Here is a 24,448-nt window from a genome sequence, read left to right on the forward strand (position 1 = left end):
ATTTTACCATCAAACGCGGCCGCTATCCATGCGATCATGAAAATTTATCACGGTCGCACCGGTTGCATTTTAGTCTAGCCAATTTGCGCAAATTTTCAGCAAATTGTGCTATTTTACTTGCTGTTGCCAGTAGCCGCCATGCCAACTTTGGTAGTACTCACCCTGCGCTGGGTTCAATCCGGCACGAAAAAGCCACCCGCGGGTGGCTTGTACAAACGCTTAATCCAGCAGTTGCTGCAAAGGAACTTCGGGGTTAACATCGGCCTCGTAGTCAACACCCTCGATACCAAAACCAAACAGCTGCAGAAAATCCTGATGGTAACCGGCATAGTCGGTCAGCGTATCAATGTTATCGGTTTCAACCTGCTGCCACAGAGCTTTCACTTCTGCCTGCACATGCTCAGCCAGCTCCTTACCATCCTGACGCAAGCGGCCTGCTTCATCAAGCTGTGGGGCTGAAGCATATAGCCCTTCACGGAACAAACCATCGATTTGCTCAATGCAGCCTTCATGGCTGCCTTCGGCTTTCATCACCCGGTACAACAAAGAGATATAGAGTGGCATAATCGGAATGGCGGAACTGGCCTGAGTGACCACCGCTTTTAACGAAGCCACATAGGCTTTGCCTTTTTTATCCGCTAGCTTGCTGGTTAAAGCCGCTGCGGCCCTGTCCAGATCTTCTTTGGCTTTACCAATGGTGGCTTTGCCATAAATGGGCCAGGTTAACTCTTTACCGATGTAGGTATAAGCCACTGTCTGGCAGTTCTCAGCCAGCACACCGGCTGCATGCAATTGATCCAGCCAGCGCTCCCAGTCTTCACCACCCATGACTTTCACCGTATTGAAGATTTCCTCATCATTGGCCGGCTCCACGCTGACTTCTTCAATCACCCGCTTGCTGGTGTTTAAATTTTTCTCGGTATAAGCCTTACCAATAGGTTTGAGCACGGAGCTGTAAATTTCGCCAGACTCCGGATCTTTGCGCCGTGGTGCTGCCAGACTATAGACCACCAAGTCAATTTTTCCCATCTCCTGTTGAATCACTTCGATGGTTTTGGCTTTTAGTTCATCGGTGAAAGCATCACCATTGATGTGCTTACACCAAAGACCGGCTTTACTGGCCTCCTGCTCAAACGCAGCGGTGTTGTACCAACCTGCCGAAGCAGTTTTACTGGCCATTGGTTCCTTTTCAAAGAAAATTCCCAGCGTCTTTGCGCCAGAACCAAAGGCTGCGGCAATCCGCGAAGCCAGGCCATAGCCCGTTGATGCCCCTATCACCAGTACATTTTTAGGGCCATTGCTGATAGCACCGCGCTGTTGTACATAGTCAATTTGTTGCTTTACATGGGCAGCACAACCTGTTGGATGGGCATTGGTACAGATAAAACCACGGATTTTTGGTTGAATTACCATCATTCAGTCCTGTTCTTCAGTGAGGAAATTGCGACTAGTGTAAGACTTTAGCAGCCAAAGCTGGTCGGATCAGGGGATTTTAGCAGGCTTACAGCAGGGTAGCGAGTAAAGCATGGCCGCATCCGCTGCCTTTGAGCCAGATGTACTCACCTCTCAGCGATGCGGCCACAATGCTGCCAGGGTAAGGATAGATACTCAGACAAGGGCTTTTTTTTCACTGCCCAGTTTGTCACCGCCCAGGCATTTCGGTGATGCAGGAGGCTTTTCGGCATAGTACTCGTACCATTCGCCTGGGGTGTAGGTGTGTAAAGCCAGGGCATGAATATCTTGCGCCAACTCTTCAGCGACAATCGCATTGACCGCTCTGTGACGCTGCAATAAGCGCATGCCTTCAAACTGTGGGGTCACAATTACCACTTTAAAGTGCGACTCCGATCCAGCAGGAACATTGTGCATGTGGCTTTCATTGATTACTTCCAACACTACAGGATCAAATGCATCCAGTAATTTCTGCTCAATACGCGTGTGGATTAACATAGACTTCATCCTTTTTTTGGTCCCTCTGCTTTACTCTAGTTAACTCTACCGGACTTGCCAGTGGCTTAGTGCTGTCAAGTGTTTTGTTCGCAGCTAACCGGCTGGTGGCTCGTGAAAAAATAAATTGGTCTAAACAGCAGGCACAATATAACGAAACGTCAGATTGAGCCGTCCGGCCGTCAAGCGGCTCTGTTTAGGAACCCGATGCAACCAATGCTGCTGCGTAGTGCCCGACATCAGCAACAGATCGCCTGGCCCAAGCTCCAGCTGCAGTTGCCACGGCTGCTGACGATGCTTTAAATCAAAGCGCCTGGCCTGACCCAGGCTAAGCGAGGCAATACCAGGCTCCACCCCAAGCTCAGGTTCATTATCGGCATGCCAGCCCATGTGATCCAAACCGGAACGATACCAGTTCAGTAGCACTGAATTAAAAGGCTTTTCAAGCTGCTGCGATAATTGTTGCCGCCAACGGTCGACCAATGGGTGCCAGGGTTCAGGTGCAAACAGAGTGCCTGAATAACGGTAATGAGCATTCGTGTCTCCCATCCAAACCTGTCGCCTGGGGATCGGATGTTCTTTGCCAAACAAACGGATACTGGGTTGCTGCCATGTCAGCTGCTGCTGCAATTGCTGATAGCCGGCATCTGCTTCATTAACAGGCAACCATCCACGCCAAAGCTGTAAGTCAGCACCGGGTAACTGCCAGCACTCTGGCTTGAGCTGCCGATCCACACGTGTCAAAATAGCCGCCATTCTTATTAAACTGAATTTGCATGAATACGCATTTTACGTTGGCAGGGATCCATCTGCAATTAAAGCGCTGGCCAGCCAGGACAGACTTTGTCAATCTGCAGGCCTGGGATCTGGTGGATGAGTTGCTACTGACTGAGGCTTTTCGTCAGTTGGACGCTTTACCGGTTGATGAACGAAACGCTTTACCCGTGTTGTTGCTCAACGATCAGTTTGGCGCTTTGAGCTGCGCGCTTCTTGCCCGCTACCCCGAGCTAGCTTTAGTCCATAGCAGCGACTCTTACGTCAGCCAACTTGCCTGTCAGGCCAACATGCAGCTAAACCAACTGCCAGCAACACAGCTAACGTTTATGAATAGCCTGAGTCCACTGCCAGCTGCCGCCTTGATAGTGCTTAAGGTGCCACGGGATCATGGCTTTCTTGGTTATCAACTGCAGAAACTGGCACCACTTATGACCAGCAGCCAGCAATTCATTGTCGCGGCACGGGCACGGGATATCCACAAAAACCTGCTGCAACTGTTCAATCAGACTGTTGGGCCCACTACCGCTTCCTTAACCATCCGCAAGTGCCGTTACCTGCACTGTCAGCCAGCACCAGGCAGCACAAAGTTGGCGCTTTCGTGGCCAAAGATCTGGTCGCTGCCAGACAGCCACCTGCAGTTGGTGAATCATGCCAATGTTTTTAGTGGCGAGAAGCTTGATATAGGCGCTCGCTTTTTCTTACAGCACCTGCCTGCCACCAAAGCCGGTGAAACTTTGGTAGATTTAGGCTGTGGCAACGGTGTACTCGGCTTGTCTGCGCTGGCAGCAAACCCCGAACTCAAAGTCACCTTTACTGATGAGTCGGCTATGGCGGTCGCTTCCGCCCAACAAAGTGTGCAACTAAGCCTGCCACAGTCACTTGCTGATTGCACTTTTTTGCAGGACGATGGTCTGAGCCAGCTAGCGACTGGCAGTACCGACTGGGTCCTTTGCAACCCGCCATTCCACCAACAGGATACCATCACAACGCATCTGGCACGGCAAATGTTTCGCGATGCCTGGCGGGTGTTAAAGCCCGGTGGAAAATTACGCATCGTTGCTAACCGTCACCTGCCCTATGCACAGGAGCTTACCCGGCAGTTTGGCGGAGTAAGCTGCCTTGCCAGTCAGCAGAAATTTGTCATTTTGGAATCGGAGCGAAAAAGATGAAGTTGTCACTGCTGTGCCTGTTAACTGTGATACTCCTTTCAGGCTGTGCCAGCCCGCACAGGCCATTATTTGTGAATCCTGCCGTAGCTACTGAGCCGCAGTTACAGCTTAACAATACACGATTTAAGTGGCAGTTACAGGATAAACGAGCCAAGCCTGTCATGCTAAGCATTCAGACTGGTGATCAGTCGGTCAATTTACAAAATAAGCCCGATTGGCGCAGCAAACTGCAGGCCCAGCTGCAACAGCGATTTCAGCAAGCAGGCGCCCGGCTTGATCCTACGGCTACCACCAACGTACAGTTTAATGTTCTGACGCTCATCGCCAGAGCCAGACAACACCCGCTGGATCACGAAGTTCATTCTGAAGTCGTGATTGAAGTTGCGATTCACTCTACAGCCGGGCACTATCGCAAACGCTTTGCCGGCAACAGCAGCTATACAGCGCCCTTTAAAGTCGATCCTGCTTCGGTTGAGCGCGAGCTCAATCAGCTCGCTGAGCGGGTGCTGCACGATATTTTAAGCGATCAGCAATGGCAACAGTATTTGAGGAGACAAGCATGAAGCTTCTTATCACCGCAGCAGCCAGCATTTTACTCTGGTTCAGCTCAGCGCTCATGGCTGGCGAAAGTCTGCAGCCGGATAATCTCTTTCCGAAAGTGATCTTACACACCTCCTTGGGTGACATCACGGTAGAGCTGGATCGCAGCAGGGCTCCTATCACCGTCAATAATTTCTTAAGTTACGTCAAAACCCAGCGCTACAACGAGACTGTTTTCCACCGACTGATTAGCGACTTTGTGCTGCAAGGCGGTGGTTACAAGCAAGACTATGAGGCCATTACGACACTAGATGCCATTTTTAATGAGTCTGGTAATGGTTTGCGTAACGAAATTGGTACCATTGCCATGGCACGCACCAGCAATCCGCATAGCGCCACCAGTCAGTTCTACTTCAACTTGTCCGACAATGATAGCCTGAACCCGGGAGCCCGCTGGGGGTATACCGTTTTTGGCCGGGTGATGGAAGGCATGGATATTTTGCAACAAGTGAACGACTGGGAAACGGCTCAACATAAAGTCACAGGGTGGCCAGATGTCCCGGTTGAGCCCATAGTGCTGCATCGTGTCAGCTTGGTACCAGAGGGCTAAACACCAAAACTATTTTTCCAGCAACCATCCGCTGGCCGGCTATACTTGCAAGAACAGCAGCACATTTTGCTGGCATCACAAGTACAGAGGTCGGTGTATGCTGGAACAATTCATTGAACTTAAAACGCAGCAATTAATTTACTACGCCTCCCGCTATTTTCGCGGCAGGCTGCCTCACCGCGAGTTGCATCTCTTTATTTGGGACACGTTGGAAGAGTGGGCGCAATTTGGGATTCAGCTGAAAACCCCGCGCAATGAACAAGAACAGGTGTTCTGGCATCTGCTGCATCAGCTGGAGTGTTGGCCGGAGCAGCAACTGAAAAGTGATCCTATCTTGCAGCACAATATCCAAAGTTGTCTGAGCTATTTGCGGGGTAATGGTACCATTCCACTGGACTGTGTTGGGATCCGCCCTTAACGTATTTCCATGTAGATTATTTAGCGCCAACTATTTCCGAATCCCTCAGGCTTTGTTATGGTCTGAGCCATGCAGTTTCGAGAATGACCCATGTTATTTAAAGCCGAGAGCAAAGTGCAAAGCTGGCGACAAGCGATCGACAGCTATTCCGATATTCGTCTGTTGTATATTTTCCTGATGGGCTGCGCCTCAGGCTTTCCCTGGGTGTTGATTGGTTCCAATATGAGTGGCTGGTTGCAAGATGCTGGCCTATCTCGTGCCGCAATTGGTTATTTTGGTTCTATCTTTATTGTCTATGCATTGAATTTTCTCTGGGCCCCTTTGCTGGATCGGGTGCAATTACCGCTGCTTTACCGTTGGTTAGGCCAACGACGCAGTTGGATCCTGTTGATGCAAAGTCTGATCCTGACGGCTACCCTAACCATCGCGTTTACCAACCCAGGTTACAGCCTGCTTTGGACATCCTTACTCGCACTGTCCATCGCTGTTGCTTCAGCCACCCAGGATGTTGCCATAGATGCGTACCGTATCGATATCATCGCAGGCGAAAAGCTAAGGCTGCCACCAGCAGCAGCCATGGCGGTGATCGGTTGGTGGACCGGCTATTCATTACCAGGTGCCCTGGCGTTTTTTAATGCCGATACCTTTGGTTGGCCTGCTGTCTATCTGGGCATGGCCGGGGTACAACTTCTGCTCATGCTGGCGACACTTTATATACGTGAGCCAGGGAAAGAACGCGAACAGTTGCAACAAGATGCCAGCCTGCGTTACCAGCAACAACTTGGCAAAGGAGGGATCCGGGGTTATTTGGTCTGGCTCAGTGTGACCGTCATCGAGCCTTTCGCTGAGTTTTTCCGTCGCAATGGCTGGGGATTAGCACTGGCCATTTTACTTTTTGTATTCTTGTTTAAAATCGGTGAAGCCTTTCTTGGACGGATGTCGATTCCGTTTTATCGCGAAGTTGGGTTTAGCAATGAGCAAATCGCCGAATACTCTAAACTGATCGGCTGGGTTGCCATGATACTTTTCACCCTACTTGGCAGCGCCATCAATATTCGCTTTGGGATCTTGCGCGGCTTGTTTATTGGTGGTGTTGCTATGGCTGCCAGTAACCTGATGTTCTCTTGGATTGCCATGGTTGGCCCCAATACCAACTTATTCCTGGCCACCATTTTAGTCGATAATTTTACCAGTGCTTTTTCAACCGTCGCTTTCGTTTCCTTTTTGACCTTCCTGACCGGACGGGCATTTTCTGCAACGCAGTATGCCTTGTTAGCATCTCTTGGCAATCTTGGCAGGACTACCCTGGCATCCTTTAGTGGTGAGCTGGTCGATTTCCTGGATGGAAACTGGGCCTTGTTTTTCACCATTACCGCGTTGATGGTGATTCCATCGCTCTGCCTGCTGCTGTGGATTGGCAAGCGTTTCCGGCAACAAATGGCAGCGACAGCAAACCAGACTGATAGCTCCGCTTAATTAGAGAGCAATGCTACTGGAACAATAAAAAGCCAAATAAAAAGGGATACCAGCCAGGTATCCCTTTTTAACAGCAAGCGCTCTGTCAATTCAGAGCTTGCCTTAAACCTTCAGCCGGATCCACTTCCAGTGCCTGGCAGTAGCGAATAAATTCCACTACATCCAGCCGGCGCTCCTGATTCTCTACTTTGCCAATAAAGGAATGTGGCGTACCCAGTAGTTCCGATAAACTACGCATGGTATGCCCTTTTTCCTGACGCTGGCGTTTCAGCCAAATGCAAAGTCGTTTATTTTCCTCGGAGATAACACTTTTACCACCTTTCATTTATGATGTACTCCCAGCGTTTAAGACGCTTTTATTATGGAATTAACATTTTTTTGCCCACCTTCATAGCACTGGTAAGCCAGAGCGCTATGAAAACCCCTCCATTAAAACATAGGATGCGACAGGCGTACAGTTACAAGCGTTAAAAAACGGGTTATCTATTGACAGGTCGGACAGGAATGAACTATGTCTCAAAGTTAGGGACTTTACCGCATTGAATGGCAAAAGCTGGCTGAATGAATTCGTCAGCAACTATATTTTCTTCTATAATGACAGCAACTTAACTAACTAAGGGTAGACAGTTATGATCCGATTGATTTTTTTACTGCCCTTGTTGATGTTTGCTGCCTGGTTCTGGTTTTTGCAAAGTCAGGGGCTTAGCTTACAACAGGGTAAGAAAGGATTTATTTATATCGGTGTTTTTAATCTGGCGATCGGGGCTTTGTTAGCAGCTATCATCTGGCTAACGCAGCGGTAACCTGAACTCGTTACCGCTACGGATTTTTTTTGCGTTTTAAACCGAAAACGAGGAGCCACAACCACAGGTTGTTGTTGCATTGGGGTTGCTGACAATAAAGCGACTGCCTTGCAAACCTTCGGTGTAATCCACGGTACCGCCCATCAGGTACTGCAAGCTCATGGGATCCACCACCATGCTGACCCCCTGCTTTTCCAGGACAAAATCACCTTCGTTGACTTTTTCATCAAAGGTAAAGCCATACTGAAAGCCGGAGCAGCCGCCACCTGTGATGTACACGCGCAATTTCAGTGCCGGGTTTTCCTCTTCGGTCACCAGTGCCAGTACTTTATTCGCGGCAGCATCGGTAAATTCCAGTGGGACCTGAATCTCTGACATACATACTCCGAAGGTTAAATGCTAGCGTGAATTATCTAATACCTGACTGTTTTATTCAAGTATTGTCCTGCCCATCAACAGCAGGAAAAAATTTATGCTTTGACACCAGTCTGTTACACTATAAAAACTTTACATCGTTAGTAGGGCGCCATGAAATTCTGGTCTAAGGGCTGGCAATTGTTGCAACAATCGCTGCCTGGTCTGCGTAAGCAGTTGGCTTTTCCGCAAACCTCACTGCAGCTTTGTCTGCTCGGTGCTCTGGGCGGTTTACTGGCTGCCATCCTGATCATTCTGTTTCGACTCGCCATTATTGCGCTGCAAAGCTTTTATCTGGATAAATTCGATGACTTTTCCACCGCACCGCAGGAGATCCGCTGGTTGCTGCCTTTTGCCGGTGCTTTTTGTGTTGGGTTAATTGCCCTGCTCACCGGTTACAAGCACTACCGACTGGGCATTCCATTTGTTATTCACCGCATGAAAACTATGTACGGCCTGATGCCTTTTCGTAATACTTTCAATCAATTCTTTGGTGGTGTCGCCGCTCTGGCGAGCGGTTTCTCGGTAGGACGTGAAGGCCCATCGGTGCACCTTGGCGCTTATGGAGCCAGCTATGTCGGCAAGAAACTCAAATTACCTTTTAACAGCATCCGTACCCTGGTTGGCTGTGGCATCGCTGCCGGCATTGCCGCTTCTTTTAACACGCCGTTGGCGGCCGTGATCTTTGTGATGGAAGTCGTGCTACGCGAATACCGCATCCATATTTTTATTCCGGTGATGCTGTCCGCAGTGGTTGGCGCCCTGGTGACCCGGCTGGTATTCGGCATGGAGCGGGAGCTGGCCATTTTGCAAATCAGCACTCTGCCTGGCTGGCATTTCCCTTACCTGATTCTATGTGGTGTGCTGATTGGTATGGTCGCTTTTGTATTTAATACCAATATGATGCGTATTATCCGCTGGTTTAAAAACTGGCCGTTACCATTACGCTTACTGCTGGCAGCGGCCATCACCGCAGCTGTTGGCATGCTGATCCCACAAGCTATGGGGGCTGAAACCGGTGCCATTCAATACGCTGTGGAAGCCCCGACCGATGTGCAACTGTTACTGGCGCTCTTTGTCGGTAAAATGATTTTAACCATTTTTGCCCTTGGTCTTGGCGTTCCTGGCGGCGTAGTTGGTCCAATCTTCGGGATCGGTATCGTCTTCGGCACTTTGCTGGCGCTGCTTCCCGGCCTACTGCATGGCCACAGTGATCATGCTGGTACCTATGCAGTGCTTGGGATGGCTGGTTTGATGGCGGCCTGCCTGCATGCCCCACTGGCAGCTTTGGTGGCTGTGATGGAGCTGGCTTCCAATCCGGATATTATCTTGCCTGCCATGCTGGTGATTGCGACTGCTTATGTCACCGGGGTGCAGTTCTGTCATACCAAATCGCTGTTTTTGATGCAGTTGGATTTCCTGCAATTGCCTTATAAAGTAGCTCCTGCAGCCGATCTGTTGCAAAAAGTGGGGGTGCTTGCGCAACTGGATCACCGTTACCACCTGATGACTGAGGTCGATGAAACGAGTATTCGTCAACAACTGGATCGCTTAGCCGCCGATGAGTTGCTTTTACTCAAAACCACTGACGATGACGAACCGCAGTATCAATTGGCCAGTTACGATGTCAGTTTGTCACTGACAGGGCAGGATGCTATCCACTATCTGCCGGTACCGGTGGTTAGCCAGCAAGCGACCATGGCCGAAGTGCACCACTTGCTGGAAACAAGCCGTGAAGGGGCGGTTTGTGTTATCGATGATACCCAGCAGCAACCAGAGCCGATAGGCTTGGTGCGCTGGGATCAAGTTCAGAGCTTACTGGTAAAACAGAATAACCTACTATGACATTACTATTGATCTACAAAGCACTGCATCTGATTTTTATGGTGGCCTGGTTTGCCGGTATCTTTTACCTGCCGCGGCTTTTTGTCTACCATGCCGAAACCAACAACCCGGATATTCAGGCGCAATTCAAAGTGATGGAGCGTCGCTTACTGTTTTTTGTGACGCCCTTTGCCATCCTGACACTGTTGTTTGGCCTCTTACTGATACAGGCTTACGGCATGGACTGGTTTCGTGCCAGCCGCTGGCTGCATTACAAGTTGCTGCTGGTAGCCATACTCTATGGCTACCATGGCTATTGCTTTAAATTGCTGGCCGATTTTAAAGCCGATAAAAATAGCCGCAGCGGTCGTTTTTACCGCTGGTTTAATGAAATGCCGGTGCTAATTTTGTTTGCCACCATCTTACTGGCGGTGCTTAAGCCTTAAATCAGGGCTTTGTTGTGTACACGCTCTGTTCAGCTCAGTAACCATAGCAGCAGCACCACAGCCAGCAAGGTGCTGCTGCCAAGCGGTAACAACGCCTGTTGGCTGAGCCAGCGATTGACTCGACGCTCTTGCCGCCGCCACTTGGGCAGCTGCCACTCCCGCTGGCGACTACTTAGTGTTAGATAGCGGGACTTTAACCATAAGGACCAGCCCAGTGCCGGGCTGAGTGGATCCTGCCAACCTGTTGGAAGCGGCCGGCCTTGTTTTAGCCAGTACCCGTACAACAAAGCTGCCAATACGACTGGCCAAAGCGCAGCGAACAAAGCGCCAGGCTGTAGCGCCTGCCACCAGAGCGGCTGCAGCAGTGACAGCCACCAGGGCATGCTCAGCGAAGCCAGCGCCAGTACCAGCCAGCCAAGGCTGGCAGTTACCGGCAGTCTGGGGTTCGCTGACTGATGCTGCTGACGCAACAACGCCAATAAATGCCAGGCCAGTAAAGCCGTGCTGAGCGCCCCTAAGGTCAGTACGGCAGGCAGCAGCGGCCAATCCGCAAAACTGCTCTGCCCGAGCCCTTCCTTTAAACCATACTTGACCGCAGCACCGGAGCTCAGTGGTAACGCAGTCAGGCTGACTAACGGCCATAGCAGCGCCAGCCAGTGCCAGCCCTGCAACCGGTAGCTACTCACAGCCCCTGCAGCCAGGAATAACGCCGACTTGAGCAAAGCATGATGACAGGCATACCACACCAGCAACCAGACAGCCTGAGTCTGGTAATCGGCCGGGCTACTCCAGTACAACACCAATGCTAATAGCAAATAACCCATCTGACTGACCGAAGAATAGGCCAGTACTACCTTGGGTTTGCAATGCAGCAATGCCAGCCAGGCACCAAGCAGTGCCGAGCTAAAACACAGCAGCAGCAACCAGGGCAACCAGTGCATTAACAGCACATCACCAGCCGGAATAAACTGCCACAGCCCAAACAAACCGGCTTTGATCATGGCACCGGATAACACCGCACTGGCTGGTGCCGGTGCAGCTGGGTGCGCTTGCGGTAACCAGATATGCAGCGGGAAAAACCCGGCTTTCAAACCAAAACCCAGCAACAGCAGCGACAGAGCGAGCGGTGTTAATGCAGCGGAGCTTAAGTCCGCTATCGCCAAGGCCCCCCCGGCAGCATCCACTCGTAGCAACAAAGCTGCAAACAGCAACAACTCACCCAAGATAGCCAGCTGCAGGTACAGACGTCCGGCGCGCCTGGCTGCACTTTGACCACTGTGGATCACCAGGCCATAAGCCGACAGACTCATCAGGGCAAAGCCCAGGTAGAAACCCAACACATCCTGCGCCAGTAACAGCAGCAAGTTGCCCACCATGGCCAGACTAAAGCTGCTCCAGTACAGGGTTTTGCGCTTGCTGATGGTACTCAGGCTATACAGACCGGCACAGAGCCAAAGCAGCAAGGTAAAACCAAACCAGAGTGCAACAGGACCCTGTGGCACCGAAAAGTCGGCTCCCGGCCATAGCAAGGCTTGCAGTTCAGTCATAACTAAACTCCCGCTCCACAATCAATTTGCTCCAGCTGAGTGGGCTAATCTCAGTACCAGCAAGCAATCCCATCAGCACAATCAACAGTGCCGTGACCACAGGTGGCAACAGCAGCATCCAGTGCGTTTCAAAACGCTTTGACAGCTGCTTCGGAGCGGGAAAATTGCCGGCAGGAAGACACCAGATGCGATAAATCAGCGGCAGAAAATACATCGCATTGAGTGCACTGGAGGTCAGCAGCACCAACAGTACCAGCGGATAGCCCGCCTCCAGTGCCCCGCTGGCCAAATACCATTTGCTGATCATGCCGGCTGTAGCCGGCAGCCCTATCATACCGCAGGCCCCCAGCGTAAAAGCCATGCTGCTAAGCGGCATACGCCGTCCTACGCCGTTTAGCTCACGAATTTTATGAATGCCCAAAGTTTCGGCAAAGTTACCGGCACAGAAAAACAGCGTGATTTTCATCACGCCCTGATGCACCAAATGCACCAGCCCCCCCACAGCCGCCACCGGCCCGAGCATCGCCACCCCCAAAGTGACATAAGACACCTGACTGACGGTCGAGTAGGCCAACCGGCGTTTTAGGTCCTGCTGCTGCAAAGCGCGCCAGGAGCCATACAAAATGGTAGCAGAGGCCAGCAACACCAGTGGCCAGGTCAGATCCAGCTGCTGCATCACCTCGACGCCAAAGACATCGTACACCACCCGCACAATGCCAAAAGCACCGGCTTTGACCACAGCCACCGCATGCAATAACGCACTGACCGGTGCAGGTGCCACCATGGCCTCAGGCAGCCAGCCATGCAGTGGCAACAAGGCTGCTTTCACTCCAAGCCCGGTGATCAGCAACACAAAGGCCAGCATCAACAAGCCACTGTGCTCAGCCAGTAAAGGGCTTAAATAGCCCCCCGGCATAAACACCGGGCTGCCAGTCAGGCTATGCAATAATGCAGCGCCTAACATCAGCACCACGCCCCCACTGATGGTGTACGCCAGATAGCGCCTGCCAGCTCGAAGCGACTCTACCGTACCGCGATGCACCACCAACGGGAAGGTGGCCAACGTCAGTAGTTCGTAAAACAGCACAAAACTGATCAGATTGCCCGACAACGCCAATCCCACGGTAGCACTGACGCACAAACTAAAGTAACCAAAGAAACGCGAACGCAGTGGTGAGCCTTCCAGGTAACCAATGGCATACAAGGTCGTCACCAGCCAGAGCACCGAGGACAAGAGCACAAACTGCAGCGATAACGCATCGCCATGCAGGATAAAAGGGCCACCGGGTAAAAACGGTAATTCAAAGTAATAGTCTTCGCCGGCTTTGACCCCTTGCCACATCCAGGCCACTAGCAGCAGCTTCAGCAGGACACCGCCAAGGTTCAGCGCGGTGCGCAGTGCAAAGCGATGCTCCGCCAGGCTAAAAATCAACAAACCTGGCAACAACGAGCTCAGCACAATAAAAACAGGCAACCAGCTATTCCAGTCCATCTCAGCCTCCCAGCCAGCTCAGCAGTGTTCCACTGGCAAAAGCCAGCATCCAGACCAGCAAGGCAGGCAACAGTGCCAACCACTGCGGCAACAAGGCAGGGGCAAAATCAGGACTTACCGGCCTGGCGCGGTTAAAGGCCAGCACCACCAAACGAAAGATATAAGCTGCAGAAAGTAAGGTACCGGCCAGGATCACCGGCAACAGCCACCACAATTGGCTGTGGTGCCATAACGGCAGCAGCAAGTGCCATTTCGCCACAAAGCCACCACTTGGTGGCAGGCCAATCAGGCTACCGCCCGCCACCGCCACGGCAAACATGGCCAACGGCATGGTCTGGCTGGCACCGCGGAAGGTGCTGAGCCGTTTTCCACCCAGCCGCAGCTGCATTTCCCCCACAGCCAAGAAGGTGGATGTTTTGGCCAGGGCATGCGCCAGTACAAAGAGAAAGAGTGCCTGGGTAAAGGCCGGATCGTTAAGCTGCAGTATCAAGCCAAGTGCCAGCAAACCATAGCCCAACTGGGCCACGGTCGAATAAGCCACCATCACCTTGGCGTAAGGGGTCCGAAGCGCCGACCAACCACCTGCCAACAGCGCCATACTGCCAGTAAGCAAGAACAACCAGCTGCCAGTGACAGCCAGCTCAGGGCCGGCCAACTGACTCCAGATCATATAGAGCATAAAGAGCGGCCCTTTTACCACCAGCGCCGACAACAAAGCACTGACCGGAGCCGGTGCAGCCGCATGGGCAGCGGGCAGCCAGATATGCAGGGGCCACAGCGCTGCTTTGAGCATCAGGCCTGCCGTGAGCAACCAGAGCGCCAGCCGGTGATCGACCGGCTGCTCGCTGACAGCAACGGCAAGTTGCGGTACATCCAGCCAGCCATAGTGACCATAGAGCAGTGCGACACCCAGCAAATAGCACAAGGAGGCAGCCAGCGACAACATCAGATAGCGCATGGCGGCTTGCAACGCCTTTTTGCCACTGAGTAACACCAGAGCCACAGCTGCCAGACCAAGCAACTCCAGTGTGACATACCAGTTAAACAAATCAACCGACAAGAACAAGGACGATAACGCCGCCTGCAACAAGGCCGATAACGGCCAGAAATCTGACGATAAGCCAGCATCGCGCCACTGGCTCAAACTGTAACTGGTGACCAGGCTATGGATCAGCGCCGTCATCAGCAGCAACAAAGCGGAGAGCTCGTTGAGTTGCCAGCGAATGGCAAGGCCAGTCTGCCAGCCTCCCAACTGCATAGTAGCGGGCCCAGCAGTCACCACCTGCCACAAAGCCGCCAACGCCAGCAGCAGGCTGAACAAAGTACTCAGCCATACCAGCCAGGCGGCCTGACGGCGCCAGCACAAGGCCAGTACAGCAGCGAACAGTGGCACCAATACTGCCGCCAGAGCATAATTCATGCCGACTCCGACAACGTTCGGGCCACCAGGGCCAAAGCAAAAGCAGTGGCACTTACAGCCACCACCAGGCCAGTCAGAACCAGTGCATGCAAGACGCCATCGGCTGGTTCGGTGCGGGCAGCCAGCGTCACCATCACTAAGAAAACGGCTGCGCCCATCAGGTTCAGCGCAATGACCCGCCGTATCAGTTCAGGACCCAGGATCAGACCGTAGCAACCAATGCCCCATAAAGCCGCGGCTATCAGCAAATACCAATGCACCAGACTCATGCACTCAACTCCTTCCGTTCACCGACCACCAACAAGGTCAGAGTCAGGCCGATTGCCAGGGTGGCACAAAGCTCGATCAACAGAATCAGTCCTTTGGCGAGTGGCAGTGGCCAGCGCAGCCACTGCAATGCTTGCTCCGGCTGCCAATTCAGCCACACACTGAGCAAGCCAGCCAGCAAAAACGCCAGTACACCAGCTAAAATCAAGGCCCGCACCCACCACATATCGAAACGAAGCGCCGGCAGTTGACCATTCAGCCGCAGCACTACCAACGCAGCTGCCAGTAAAGCACCGGCCTGAAAAGCGCCACCCGGCGCCGTGGCGCCACGCCAGAGTACAAAAAAAGCCACCAGCACCAACACCGGCAACAGGCGTATACTCCACTGTCTGGCCAAAGGCCAGTGCTGTAAAGCGGCCGGCTCTGGCGCTGCCACCAAACGGGTGCCAAGCAATGCCAACAGCAACACCAGCAACTCCAGTAAGGTATCCCAGGCCCGAAAGTTCAGCAGCACCGCCGTAACCAGATGTTCGGTACCACTGCTACCCAACTGCTCCAACGCTGCCGGCAACTGACTGTGCGCTGGTTGCAGCGGCAGTTGCCACAGGGTCCAGCCAAGTACTGTGCTCATCGCTATGCACAGCATCAAAGCAGGGAGTCGTTCTACCCTACTAGCGCGTACCGGCGGTGTGATTGCTTTTGGCTGCCTCGCTAAGGCTGAAAACAACAAAGCACCGGTCAGGCCGGCCCCTATGGCCGCTTCTGCCAGCGCCAAATCGGCGGCTCCCAATCGGGCCCAGGCCAGAGCCAGCATCAAACCAAACACCACATAAAGCATTACCGCAGCGGCCACCTGCCGGGCCTGTATCGTTGCCAGCGCCAACACCAGCAGCAACACACCAAGCAAAGCATCGAACCAGAAGTCACCGCTCATTCTGCCGACTCCTCTTGGTCCGCTTGCTGGTCACGGCCATACTGGCCAAGCAACTGACAGGAAATGGTGCCCGATAGCATCACCAGCCCCCAGATCAGCAGCATCAGTATAAATCGTTGCCAATCTGGCTGCAGCACACCAAGACCCAGCACGATAAAACCAAGCCCCAGCGTGTCGGCCTTCGTCACCGCATGCAGCCGGCTGAATACGTCCGGGAAACGCAGTACCCCAAGGCTACCAGCTAAAAAAAACAGCAGGCCCAGGATCAGCAGCACACCACCCAGCCAGGCCATCATTTGCGCTGCTCCTGCTTTAACCGCTGCACAAAAGCTGCAGGCACCACAGCAGCCAGTAACGCAATGATCAAAGCTACCTCCAGCAAGGCAGGCTGTGCCAACGCCTGAGATAACAACAGTAAAATGGCCACCCCACCGCTACCCAGCAACTGAATGGCCAGCAGACGATTGACCAGATCCGGTCCACGCCAGACCCGCCACAGTCCCAGTAGCACTGTCAGTAAGATCGCAGCGGCCATTGCCATCAACATAGTGGTCGCTCCGCAGCCAGCAACTGGCTTAACCGTTGTTCCAACCTGGCGACACTCTTTTGCCAGTCGCTGCTGTCCGTTAACAGATGCAGTTCCAGCCAGGCAGCCTCAACGCCCGGCTCATCGGACAAACAACTGCGGCAGACGGTGGTTCCGGGCAATAAACTAATTAGGCATGCCAGCATCCGCTGGGAACTTGTTTGTTGCAGCCGGACAGGGTAACGCTGCCAGTTTGGTGCAATCGCAGGGACAGGTTGCAGCGCACGCCAGGCGACATCAAAGCCTCCCCGCCACATTTCCACCAGAAAATAGCCGATAAAAGCTGGCAGGTGACGCCAGCCTAACCGGAGTAAAGGGGCGGGCCAGCGCTCCGATAACCAGAGCAGCAATGGAAGTATCATGGCAAAAAACCACCAGCCTTCACCGCTGCTGAGCAGTCCCCACAGCAAGCCATAGAGTACGGCACGGCACAACAGGCGTTGCAGGCGACTGACTGACGGAGAAGAGATAGGTTGCATTGCTGTCCTTAAAGCCAAAGGTTACGCTTTACTGTTTGAAATAAAAAACAAATCACAATTTATACTATGGGCAAACTCAGTAAAACTCAAACCCGGTATGCGAAAGCCGTATTAACTCAATTCGCCTTTCACCCATGCTATGACGTATAATCTGCAGCCAGCAGCAGACTGTCCGGCTAACCTGCATCGCCGCAGTCACCCGTCAACCCGTCAAGTCACAGGCAACAGCATATGAGCTTCAAAGGCCAGCATATTCTTTCCGTCAGTCAGTTTGACCGCGATCGCATTCAACAGGTGTTTCAGGTAGCCCGCAGCATGGAGCCCTATGCCAGCCGGCAAAAGCGTACCAAGGTGCTGGACGGTGCTATTTTGGGCAATTTATTTTTTGAACCCAGCACCCGGACCCGGGTCAGTTTTGGCTGTGCTTTTAATTTGCTGGGGGGCGAAGTGCGTGAAACCACCGGCATGGAAAGCTCAGCGCTGGCCAAAGGCGAGTCACTGTATGATACCGCCCGGGTGCTCAGCAGCTACAGTGATGTGATTGCGATGCGTCACCCTCAGTCTGGCTCAGTGGCTGAATTTGCCGAAGGCAGCCGGGTGCCGGTGTTAAATGGTGGCGATGGCGCCAATGAGCACCCAACCCAGGCACTGCTCGACCTCTTTACCATTGAAAAAGAACTGGCCGCCAGCGGCCAAAGTATCGATGGCATGCACATTGCGATGGTAGGTGATCTCAAATTTGGCCGCACGGTGCACTCACTGGCCAAACTATTATGCCTGTACAAAAACATTCGTTTTACCCTGATTTCCCCGACCGAGCTGGCGATGCCTGATAGCGTGGTCAGTGCCATCGAAAACGCCGGTCACAGCATTGAGTTCAGCGATGCACTGGAAGGCAAGCTAGCCGCCGATATTGTCTACCAGACCCGGGTACAGGAAGAACGCTTTGCCAGCAAAGACGAAGCCAACCTTTATCGCGGCAAGTTCCGGCTCAATCAGGATATTTACACCAAACATTGCAAATCCAACACCGTCATTATGCATCCGCTGCCACGCGACTCTCGGCTGGATGCCAATGAGCTTGATAACGATCTGAACCTGAATCCGAATCTGGCCATTTTCCGCCAGGCCGATAATGGCGTGGTGATCCGGATGGCGCTTTTTGCCTTAACGCTTGGGGTTGAACATCTGGTGACCAGGTACGAGTGCGATGTGCCCTGGTACAGCAACAAATCATCCCTTTCTCCGCTTTAATCTGTAAGGACCCAGCATGAACACATCGAAACAACTGTTTGAACGCGCCCAACACACCATTCCCGGCGGTGTGAACTCACCGGTACGGGCTTTTAAAAGTGTGGGCGGCACCCCGGTATTTATTGAAAAAGCCGATGGTCCTTATATTTTTGATGTCGATGGCAAGCGCTACATCGATTACATTGGCTCCTGGGGCCCGATGTTGCTGGGCCACAATCATCCGGCTATTCGCCAGGCGGTGCAGCAGGCTGCAGAACATGGTTTAAGCTTTGGCGCACCCTGCCCGGCAGAAGTCGAAATGGCCGAGCTGGTCAGTCAGTTAGTGCCCAGCATGGAGATGGTCCGCTTTGTCAGCTCTGGTACCGAAGCCACCATGAGCGCCATCCGGCTGGCACGCGGCTACACCGGCCGCGATACTATTTTAAAGTTTGAAGGCTGCTACCACGGCCATGCCGACTCCTTGCTGGTCAAAGCCGGCTCTGGCGCCCTGACGCTGGGGGTACCCAACTCACCGGGCGTACCGGCCGACTTTGCCAAATACACCCTCACCGCTGAGTTTAATAATTTACAGCAGCTTGAAGCCATTTTTGCCGAGCGTGGACAAGACATCGCCTGCATCATCGTCGAACCGGTGGCTGGCAATATGAACTGCATTCCACCAGCACCTGGCTTTTTAGAAGGCTTAAGAGCGCTGTGCGATCAATACGGCAGTGTGCTGATTTTTGATGAAGTCATGACGGGCTTCCGGGTTGCTTTAGGCGGAGCCCAGGCGGTGTATGACGTGCAACCGGATTTAACTACTTTAGGTAAAATCATCGGTGGCGGCATGCCGGTAGGTGCCTTTGGCGGCAAGCGCGCCATTATGCAACACATCGCGCCAACCGGGCCGGTGTATCAGGCAGGTACTTTATCGGGTAACCCGCTCGCCATGGCTGCCGGTTTGGCTGCCCTTAACGCCATCCGCCAGCCTGGAGTGTATGAAGCGTTGACGGAGAAAACCAGCCAGTTGATCGAGGGTATCAAGGCCGCCGCCGACAAGCATGGCGTGCCCTTGGCGACCACCCAGGTCGGCGGTATGTTTGGCCTGTTTTTTACCAAAGAGCAAGCCATCAGCAATTTCGCGCAGGCCACCCAGTGCGATATCGAAGCGTTCAAGCAGTTCTTTCATCTGATGCTGAACGAAGGTGTTTACCTGGCACCATCTGCCTATGAGGCAGGCTTTTTGTCACTGGCGCACAGCGAGGCCGATCTGGCCGCGACCATAGCCGCAGCCGATCGCAGTTTTGCTAAACTGGCAGCGAGCTAAGGCGCTCGCTCTGGCAGCAAGCGGACAATATCGCTGTCTTGCTGCCGGTTTAATTGCAACAACCAATGCTGGCCACTGCGATCACTGTAGATAGCCACCGGTGTATGGCCAGCAGGTAGTGCTATCTGCTGTAGTTCTCCCTGCCAGCTTCGTACCATTAAAGAAGCACTGGGCAGATCCAGCCAGGCAATGCCTCTATCGTTGCTAAGCCACAAACTCTGCTGGCTGAGGGTCGGTAGAGAGTCGCTGATGCTAAGCTCCGTCATAGCCCCCTGTGGATACCATAGTTGCAATTGGCTGGACTGCTCACGCCTGAGCAGCAATCCCTCAGGAGCGCAGCGAACATCCAGCACATCATCCAGTAATAGCTCCACACTGTTGGCAGCCATGCGAAACAAGCGCCAGCCAGCAGCCTGGTCAAATGCCGTCCAATACAATTGTTGGCGGCATACTTCCACCCGGCTGATGGCGCTGCCCTGTGGCAACAAAGAGTGCAGCTGCCCCGTACCCAGATCAACCTGAAACAACTCACTGTTCAGTAACACCAACAGTTGCTGCCGGTACCAAAGCAATTGCTGGATTTGCTGCTCAGCGTTCAAGTTTGTCAACTGGCGCAGTTGATCGCGCCAGGCCAGCCAGATTTGACCATGTCCAGAGCGATTTGAGACAAAAGCGATCTGCTGCTCTGTCAGTGCCGCCAACCGCTCACTGCGATTGGACGCAAACCAGCGCTGCCAGAATGGTTCAGTGTCAGACAGCTGCAGCGACCACAGGTCGCTGATTGGCTCGGCCCCGGCCACAGCAAGGATCTGCTGATCAGCAACCATTAAATCGGTCAGATCAGCAGATAAGGGCCCCAGCGAGTCCCGTGTTTTACCCGCTGCAGTTAAGCGCTTATGCGCTTGCTGTGGCTGGCCTAACCAAAGCAGCCCATGCAACTCAGCCAGCTCTGTCAGCTGCTGTGGGAAGCGCCGTACCACTTGCCAGCTGCCATCTTCCGGCTGAATTCGAATTAACTGAGTCTGGCTAAAACTAACCTGGGCCAGCAGGTACAATGCCTGGTCATGCACCAGTAACCGGTGAATGTCCAATGCCGGTATTGGTGTCGTTAGCAACGGCTCGGGAACAAAATCTGTTTCCGGGTGCTTGCTGCGCCATAACTGAAAGCGGGCCTGCTGACCTGGCAGCTGATCCAACCAATACAGCTGATGGTTGAACTGAACCAGACCAGCCCGGAGCCACTTCTCACAACCGGCAAGCCGTTCCGGCGTTGAAAAAACTGGCACCACGGTTTGTTGATAGACACCACAACCCTGCTGATCAACGGCATTGAAATAAATAGCCGCTCCGAGCCATGCCGGCTTGCCAAGTGCTTGAAACATGCTGGGTGCATAGATTGCTGTTGTTTGCTGTTCCGATTGAAGCACCCATTGCCAGCCACTCTGACCGCTGGCCTGATGCTGATACAACAAGCTTCGCAGTGTTGGATCCCAAACCGGTAATTGTTCGCGGCCATTCAGTGCACTGACGGGTTCAATGCGGGTAAGAGCAGGTTGATGGCTACCGAGCGTCAGATGGGTTAAGCCATACGCGAGAATGCCGCAGCTAAGCAGCAAAGAAATCACTGCCAACAGAATAAACTGACGATTGGACTGCCTGGCCACAGCTTGCCCTAAAGGTTCGCTTTTAGCAGGCAGCGGATGTTGCTGGGTCAAGACCTCTGCTTTAGGGCTGGTGAGCGGCACCAGTTCGGCCAACCAGCAATAGCCTTTTTTTGGAATGGTAGCAATAAAAACAGGTGCTTGCGTGTTGTCCTGCAAGAGTTTACGCAAGGCGCCGACAGCACGCATCACCGCGCCATCTGTACCCTCGCCTGCCGGCCACACATCTTCGATCAGCTGATTTTTGGACAGCAGCTGATTGGAGTGCAGCAGAAAATAGTTCAATAGCTTCTGCAGCCGGGGTTCCAGCGTAGTGGCAGTGGATTCATTCGCAACTGCTAACCAGAGCTTGCCAACCGATGCGCGATAGCACCAGGGGCCAAATTGAACCAGGGGTTCCAGCTTAGACAAAGCAATCCGTCCTTACACGAGGCATGGACGGATTATAACGGAAAACAGCGAAATTTCAGGTATGTAATTGTTACAGAGTTATGCAACAGCGGCTTCGCTCTGCTCGTCGCTACTCAGGAATGGCATATCCGGGTCTCGGCAAATAGGGAACCAATGACATGCATATGCTTCTTTCAACTCAAACCCATCTTTGGATTGCAATGCGTCATCCAGTGAATCGTGATTTTCGTTCTTAAAGTCAGGATCTCTACAGATAGGGAACCAATGGCAGGCTAATAACTGTTCAGCTCCGTGATTTAGCTCTGTTGAGTTGGTATTAACTCCACCCCAACCTAAAGTTAGAGTAACAGCTGCAGCGGCTAAAGTAATAGTCAAAATTTTCATCGGTTGATCCTTACCTTTCGCAGGTATTGTGTGTTGTTGAAAAAAACTTACACACTAAAAACTAAAATAACTCGATGAAAATCATATAAAAAAATTATAAATTTTGTTGTTGTAAAGAAATTTCGGCAATATCCATGTCTCCACGGCCCATAGAAGGTAGAAAAAAGTAGTTGCGGTCTGAGCTAAGACTAAAATGGCTTGAGGATACCGAGTCTAAGTCGGTTGCAACACGCACCTTTTGATTGCTGAAGTCAAAATAATACAGCTGGTAATGGTTGTCTCTCTGATAAGCCGAGTAATAGAGTCCCGTTGTTGCCAGCTCAAAATGCAAAGGAATTTTGGGCAACATGATCTGTTCTTTGATCAAGCTACCGTCAGCCTCCAACCTCTCCAAGTAGTACCAACGATCAAAACTATTTCGCCAGAAACGATAGCGACCATCTGGACTTTCCAGATAAAACTCCATTTGTGCATTAAACAAGTGTACCTCAGATGGTGCGTCCACAGCGACAGACATAACCTGCCAGCTGCCCTGATTAACCTTGGCATAATAGATGGTCGAGCCATCAGAACTCCAGCTGGGGTTTGCAATGTTCTGCCGGCTTGCTGCACCAACAATCCTCTGCGGTTTAACACCCTCTTCAAACAACCAGAGCTCCTGGCTTACTAAAGCCAAGAGGCGGCGCCCATCAGGGGAAAAAACCAAACGGCTTACCCGTTCGTTTTCCTGAAAGTCAGTCAGTTGCTGTTGTTTACCATTGGGGTAGAACAACCAAACTTGTGGCAAGCCAGAGCGCCGGGATACAACAGCAATAGGACCATTAGGCACCGGGCTAGCCACTGCGAAGGCCTCATTCCTGTTTGAACTAAAGACCTGCTGACCACGCTCACTGCTGCTATTTTCTATAGCATTTGGGATTTGCAAAATATTGAGCTGAGAAAAAGCACCAACAGACGCCAGAATTCGCCCGCTTGGACTTATCTGGATTTCACTGGCATTAAGATCCGTATAAGCGACCAGTCTCTGTTCATTGGTAAAAACATTCACTGCAGCCAACCGGGACCGTCCAGCAGGGTAAAGGATCTCTGAACTGTCTAAACTCCAGTCAATATTGCCAGGGGATGTATCACTTAATTGCCTCAGCATCCGAGATGAACGGTTGTTTAAGTCCATCAACCAGATCTGTACCGTGCTGGCACTGTCACGCAAAAATGCCAAGTTATTACCATCCCGAGAAAAGCGCACCGCATAATCACCAAACCCTGTAGCAGGTGGCGCCGTGAGCATCTGGGGTTGACCTCCGGCTAACGGATACAACATCAAGGCCATCTGGCTTTGACCTTCTTCTCTGGAAGGGTAAACCAAGAATCGCCCGTCCGGTGACCAGCTAAGGCGGGCCGAGATTGACAGAGCACCACAGTTGGTTAACAGCTCATCAGAAATTACCTGATCCCTTGCTGCATTCAAGGTAAGTATGCGAATTTCACACAAGCTTCCAGAGATAGTCCGCTGATAAGCCAACTGAGTAGCATCAGGACTCCAGGCTGCACCAAAGCTGCTGTAGGGTGCATCGGTTAATGCCACCACCTGATGTGTTCTCAGGTTTTGCAGCTTAAGCCGAACCACCGAATCGCTGGGGCTACTGGCATAACTAAATACCAACAATTCTTCATCCGGTGAAATGCTGTGATAAAACTCAATACCATCCAAAAAAGTGACCGGCTCATAGCGCCACAGTGGTATTGCGCTGAAATCATCCTCGACCGAGTTGGTTGCCAGCCAAAAATAACCAGCCAGCACTATGGGCATCAGTACCAGTAACGATAACAGAGTACGGCGTTGCCAGTGACCTGCAGGTTTGCTTGTCGCAACCGTCACATCATGGCTGGTTTCTTCGACTTGCTCTGATTCTGTGCTGACACCGGTTACATCACTCCGCTCTACCGGAGCAATCAGCCGATAACCACGTTTAGGTACGGTTTCAATATAAATCGGGGTTCTGCTATCGTCGCCAAGGGCCACTCTAAGCACCCGGATCACCCGGGTAATGCGACCGTCGGATACCGCCCGGATCCCCCAGACTTTTTCCAGCAAGTCATCCTTACTGACCAACTCGCCGGCATGCACCATCAGAAAATTCATCACATTCTGGCACAGATTATCCAGCTCGGCAGTTTCCAATAGCTGACCATTGGCATCAAACTTCACCAGCTTATCGCGCTCAGGTAAATATTCCCAAGCGCCAACTTTTAAACGATGTTCTGGTTTTATCGCCATAGCCT

Annotated in this window: 26 protein-coding genes; 10 read left to right on the plus strand and 16 right to left on the minus strand. The window is 52.4% G+C overall.

Translation table 11 applies throughout. From position 1 onward, the window contains the following. Positions 1-219: 219 nt before the first annotated feature. The 3 genes from fabV to QWY20_RS06380 all read right to left on the minus strand — a co-directional run bounded on the left by fabV (position 220) and on the right by QWY20_RS06380 (position 2,703). A complete protein-coding gene (fabV, locus tag QWY20_RS06370) occupies positions 220-1,413 on the minus strand; it encodes an enoyl-ACP reductase FabV (protein ID WP_330128307.1) in 1,194 nt (397 codons plus the stop codon). Positions 1,414-1,608: 195 nt separating this feature from the next. After that, a complete protein-coding gene (locus QWY20_RS06375) occupies positions 1,609-1,950 on the minus strand; it encodes a BolA family protein (protein ID WP_330128196.1) in 342 nt (113 codons plus the stop codon). 129 nt (positions 1,951-2,079) lie between these two features. Then, positions 2,080-2,703 (minus strand): alpha-ketoglutarate-dependent dioxygenase AlkB family protein, encoded by a 624-nt coding sequence (locus tag QWY20_RS06380; RefSeq protein WP_407935405.1) that lies wholly within the window; start codon positions 2,701-2,703, stop codon positions 2,080-2,082. A gap of 20 nt (positions 2,704-2,723) precedes the next feature. Here QWY20_RS06380 and QWY20_RS06385 point away from each other — a divergent pair, with 20 nt between their 5' ends. From QWY20_RS06385 to QWY20_RS06405, 5 genes are all read left to right on the plus strand, one after another. Next, entirely contained in the window at positions 2,724-3,893 is a 1,170-nt protein-coding gene (locus QWY20_RS06385; protein WP_330128198.1) for a methyltransferase, read from the plus strand. Continuing rightward, positions 3,890-4,456, plus strand: coding sequence for a YajG family lipoprotein (locus QWY20_RS06390; protein ID WP_330128199.1), 567 nt, complete (start codon positions 3,890-3,892; stop codon positions 4,454-4,456). Before QWY20_RS06385 ends, QWY20_RS06390 begins: the two co-directional genes overlap by 4 nt. Beyond that, the gene (locus QWY20_RS06395; protein ID WP_330128200.1) at positions 4,453-5,043 is read left to right on the plus strand and encodes a peptidylprolyl isomerase; all 591 of its coding nucleotides are present in this window, start codon (positions 4,453-4,455) and stop codon (positions 5,041-5,043) included. Before QWY20_RS06390 ends, QWY20_RS06395 begins: the two co-directional genes overlap by 4 nt. 97 nt (positions 5,044-5,140) lie before the next feature. Continuing rightward, positions 5,141-5,461 carry a hypothetical protein gene (locus QWY20_RS06400; protein WP_330128201.1) on the plus strand — a complete coding sequence of 107 codons (321 nt, stop codon included), beginning with the start codon at positions 5,141-5,143 and terminating at the stop codon, positions 5,459-5,461. A 90-nt stretch (positions 5,462-5,551) separates the two neighbouring features. Further along, positions 5,552-6,937: an AmpG family muropeptide MFS transporter gene (locus QWY20_RS06405; protein ID WP_330128202.1), complete on the plus strand. Its 1,386-nt coding sequence runs from the start codon at positions 5,552-5,554 to the stop codon at positions 6,935-6,937. An 85-nt stretch (positions 6,938-7,022) separates the two neighbouring features. Here the strand turns inward: QWY20_RS06405 and QWY20_RS06410 are convergent, their stop codons facing one another. Further along, entirely contained in the window at positions 7,023-7,262 is a 240-nt protein-coding gene (locus QWY20_RS06410) for a helix-turn-helix domain-containing protein (protein ID WP_330128203.1), read from the minus strand. Positions 7,263-7,566: 304 nt separating this feature from the next. Here QWY20_RS06410 and QWY20_RS06415 point away from each other — a divergent pair, with 304 nt between their 5' ends. Then, positions 7,567-7,740: a hypothetical protein gene (locus QWY20_RS06415; RefSeq protein ID WP_330128204.1), complete on the plus strand. Its 174-nt coding sequence runs from the start codon at positions 7,567-7,569 to the stop codon at positions 7,738-7,740. A gap of 36 nt (positions 7,741-7,776) precedes the next feature. Here QWY20_RS06415 and erpA read toward each other — a convergent pair whose 3' ends face one another. Further along, positions 7,777-8,118: an iron-sulfur cluster insertion protein ErpA gene (erpA, locus tag QWY20_RS06420; protein ID WP_330128205.1), complete on the minus strand. Its 342-nt coding sequence runs from the start codon at positions 8,116-8,118 to the stop codon at positions 7,777-7,779. Positions 8,119-8,268: 150 nt separating this feature from the next. Between erpA and QWY20_RS06425 the strand changes: the two genes are divergently transcribed. Both QWY20_RS06425 and QWY20_RS06430 read left to right on the plus strand, forming a co-directional pair. Then, entirely contained in the window at positions 8,269-9,999 is a 1,731-nt protein-coding gene (locus QWY20_RS06425) for a chloride channel protein (protein WP_330128206.1), read from the plus strand. Further along, the gene (locus QWY20_RS06430; RefSeq protein ID WP_330128207.1) at positions 9,996-10,424 is read left to right on the plus strand and encodes a CopD family protein; all 429 of its coding nucleotides are present in this window, start codon (positions 9,996-9,998) and stop codon (positions 10,422-10,424) included. Before QWY20_RS06425 ends, QWY20_RS06430 begins: the two co-directional genes overlap by 4 nt. A 29-nt stretch (positions 10,425-10,453) precedes the next feature. On the opposite strand, the gene QWY20_RS06435 is transcribed toward QWY20_RS06430, so the two are convergent. From QWY20_RS06435 to QWY20_RS06470, 8 genes are read right to left on the minus strand one after another with little or no spacing between them, the layout of a single operon-like run. Next, on the minus strand, positions 10,454-11,971 hold the full coding sequence (locus QWY20_RS06435) for a proton-conducting transporter transmembrane domain-containing protein (protein ID WP_330128208.1): 1,518 nt from the start codon (positions 11,969-11,971) through the stop codon (positions 10,454-10,456). After that, positions 11,964-13,463 (minus strand): complex I subunit 5 family protein, encoded by a 1,500-nt coding sequence (locus QWY20_RS06440; RefSeq protein WP_330128209.1) that lies wholly within the window; start codon positions 13,461-13,463, stop codon positions 11,964-11,966. The genes QWY20_RS06435 and QWY20_RS06440 overlap by 8 nt, the downstream gene beginning before the upstream one ends. A gap of 1 nt (position 13,464) precedes the next feature. Then, positions 13,465-14,883 carry a complex I subunit 5 family protein gene (locus tag QWY20_RS06445; protein WP_330128210.1) on the minus strand — a complete coding sequence of 473 codons (1,419 nt, stop codon included), beginning with the start codon at positions 14,881-14,883 and terminating at the stop codon, positions 13,465-13,467. After that, the gene (locus QWY20_RS06450) at positions 14,880-15,152 is read right to left on the minus strand and encodes an NADH-quinone oxidoreductase subunit K (RefSeq protein ID WP_330128211.1); all 273 of its coding nucleotides are present in this window, start codon (positions 15,150-15,152) and stop codon (positions 14,880-14,882) included. The genes QWY20_RS06445 and QWY20_RS06450 overlap by 4 nt, the downstream gene beginning before the upstream one ends. Next, complete coding sequence (locus QWY20_RS06455) at positions 15,149-16,084, minus strand: hydrogenase subunit MbhD domain-containing protein (RefSeq protein WP_330128212.1); 936 nt, start codon at positions 16,082-16,084, stop codon at positions 15,149-15,151. Before QWY20_RS06455 ends, QWY20_RS06450 begins: the two co-directional genes overlap by 4 nt. Next, positions 16,081-16,380: a monovalent cation/H(+) antiporter subunit G gene (gene mnhG / locus QWY20_RS06460; protein ID WP_330128213.1), complete on the minus strand. Its 300-nt coding sequence runs from the start codon at positions 16,378-16,380 to the stop codon at positions 16,081-16,083. Before mnhG ends, QWY20_RS06455 begins: the two co-directional genes overlap by 4 nt. Continuing rightward, on the minus strand, positions 16,377-16,631 hold the full coding sequence (locus QWY20_RS06465) for a monovalent cation/H+ antiporter complex subunit F (RefSeq protein ID WP_330086697.1): 255 nt from the start codon (positions 16,629-16,631) through the stop codon (positions 16,377-16,379). The genes mnhG and QWY20_RS06465 overlap by 4 nt, the downstream gene beginning before the upstream one ends. Continuing rightward, a complete protein-coding gene (locus tag QWY20_RS06470; protein WP_330128214.1) occupies positions 16,625-17,149 on the minus strand; it encodes a Na+/H+ antiporter subunit E in 525 nt (174 codons plus the stop codon). Before QWY20_RS06470 ends, QWY20_RS06465 begins: the two co-directional genes overlap by 7 nt. A 231-nt stretch (positions 17,150-17,380) precedes the next feature. Between QWY20_RS06470 and QWY20_RS06475 the strand changes: the two genes are divergently transcribed. Together QWY20_RS06475 and hemL are read left to right on the plus strand one after the other, a co-directional pair. Beyond that, complete coding sequence (locus QWY20_RS06475; protein ID WP_330128215.1) at positions 17,381-18,403, plus strand: aspartate carbamoyltransferase; 1,023 nt, start codon at positions 17,381-17,383, stop codon at positions 18,401-18,403. Positions 18,404-18,419: 16 nt separating this feature from the next. Further along, the gene (gene hemL, locus QWY20_RS06480; RefSeq protein ID WP_330128216.1) at positions 18,420-19,709 is read left to right on the plus strand and encodes a glutamate-1-semialdehyde 2,1-aminomutase; all 1,290 of its coding nucleotides are present in this window, start codon (positions 18,420-18,422) and stop codon (positions 19,707-19,709) included. Here hemL and QWY20_RS06485 read toward each other — a convergent pair. The 3 genes from QWY20_RS06485 to QWY20_RS06495 form a co-directional block, all read right to left on the minus strand. Then, a complete protein-coding gene (locus QWY20_RS06485; protein WP_330128217.1) occupies positions 19,706-21,781 on the minus strand; it encodes a winged helix-turn-helix domain-containing protein in 2,076 nt (691 codons plus the stop codon). The two genes, hemL and QWY20_RS06485, sit on opposite strands and share 4 nt — an antisense overlap. Positions 21,782-21,859: 78 nt before the next feature. Then, entirely contained in the window at positions 21,860-22,165 is a 306-nt protein-coding gene (locus tag QWY20_RS06490; RefSeq protein WP_330128218.1) for a hypothetical protein, read from the minus strand. A gap of 94 nt (positions 22,166-22,259) precedes the next feature. Then, positions 22,260-24,443, minus strand: a complete 2,184-nt coding sequence (locus tag QWY20_RS06495; RefSeq protein ID WP_330128219.1) for a winged helix-turn-helix domain-containing protein — start codon at positions 24,441-24,443, stop codon at positions 22,260-22,262. Positions 24,444-24,448 lie beyond the last annotated feature (5 nt).

This window comes from Alkalimonas cellulosilytica, assembly GCF_036325985.1.
In the GTDB taxonomy this organism is placed as follows: domain Bacteria; phylum Pseudomonadota; class Gammaproteobacteria; order Enterobacterales; family Alteromonadaceae; genus Alkalimonas; species Alkalimonas cellulosilytica.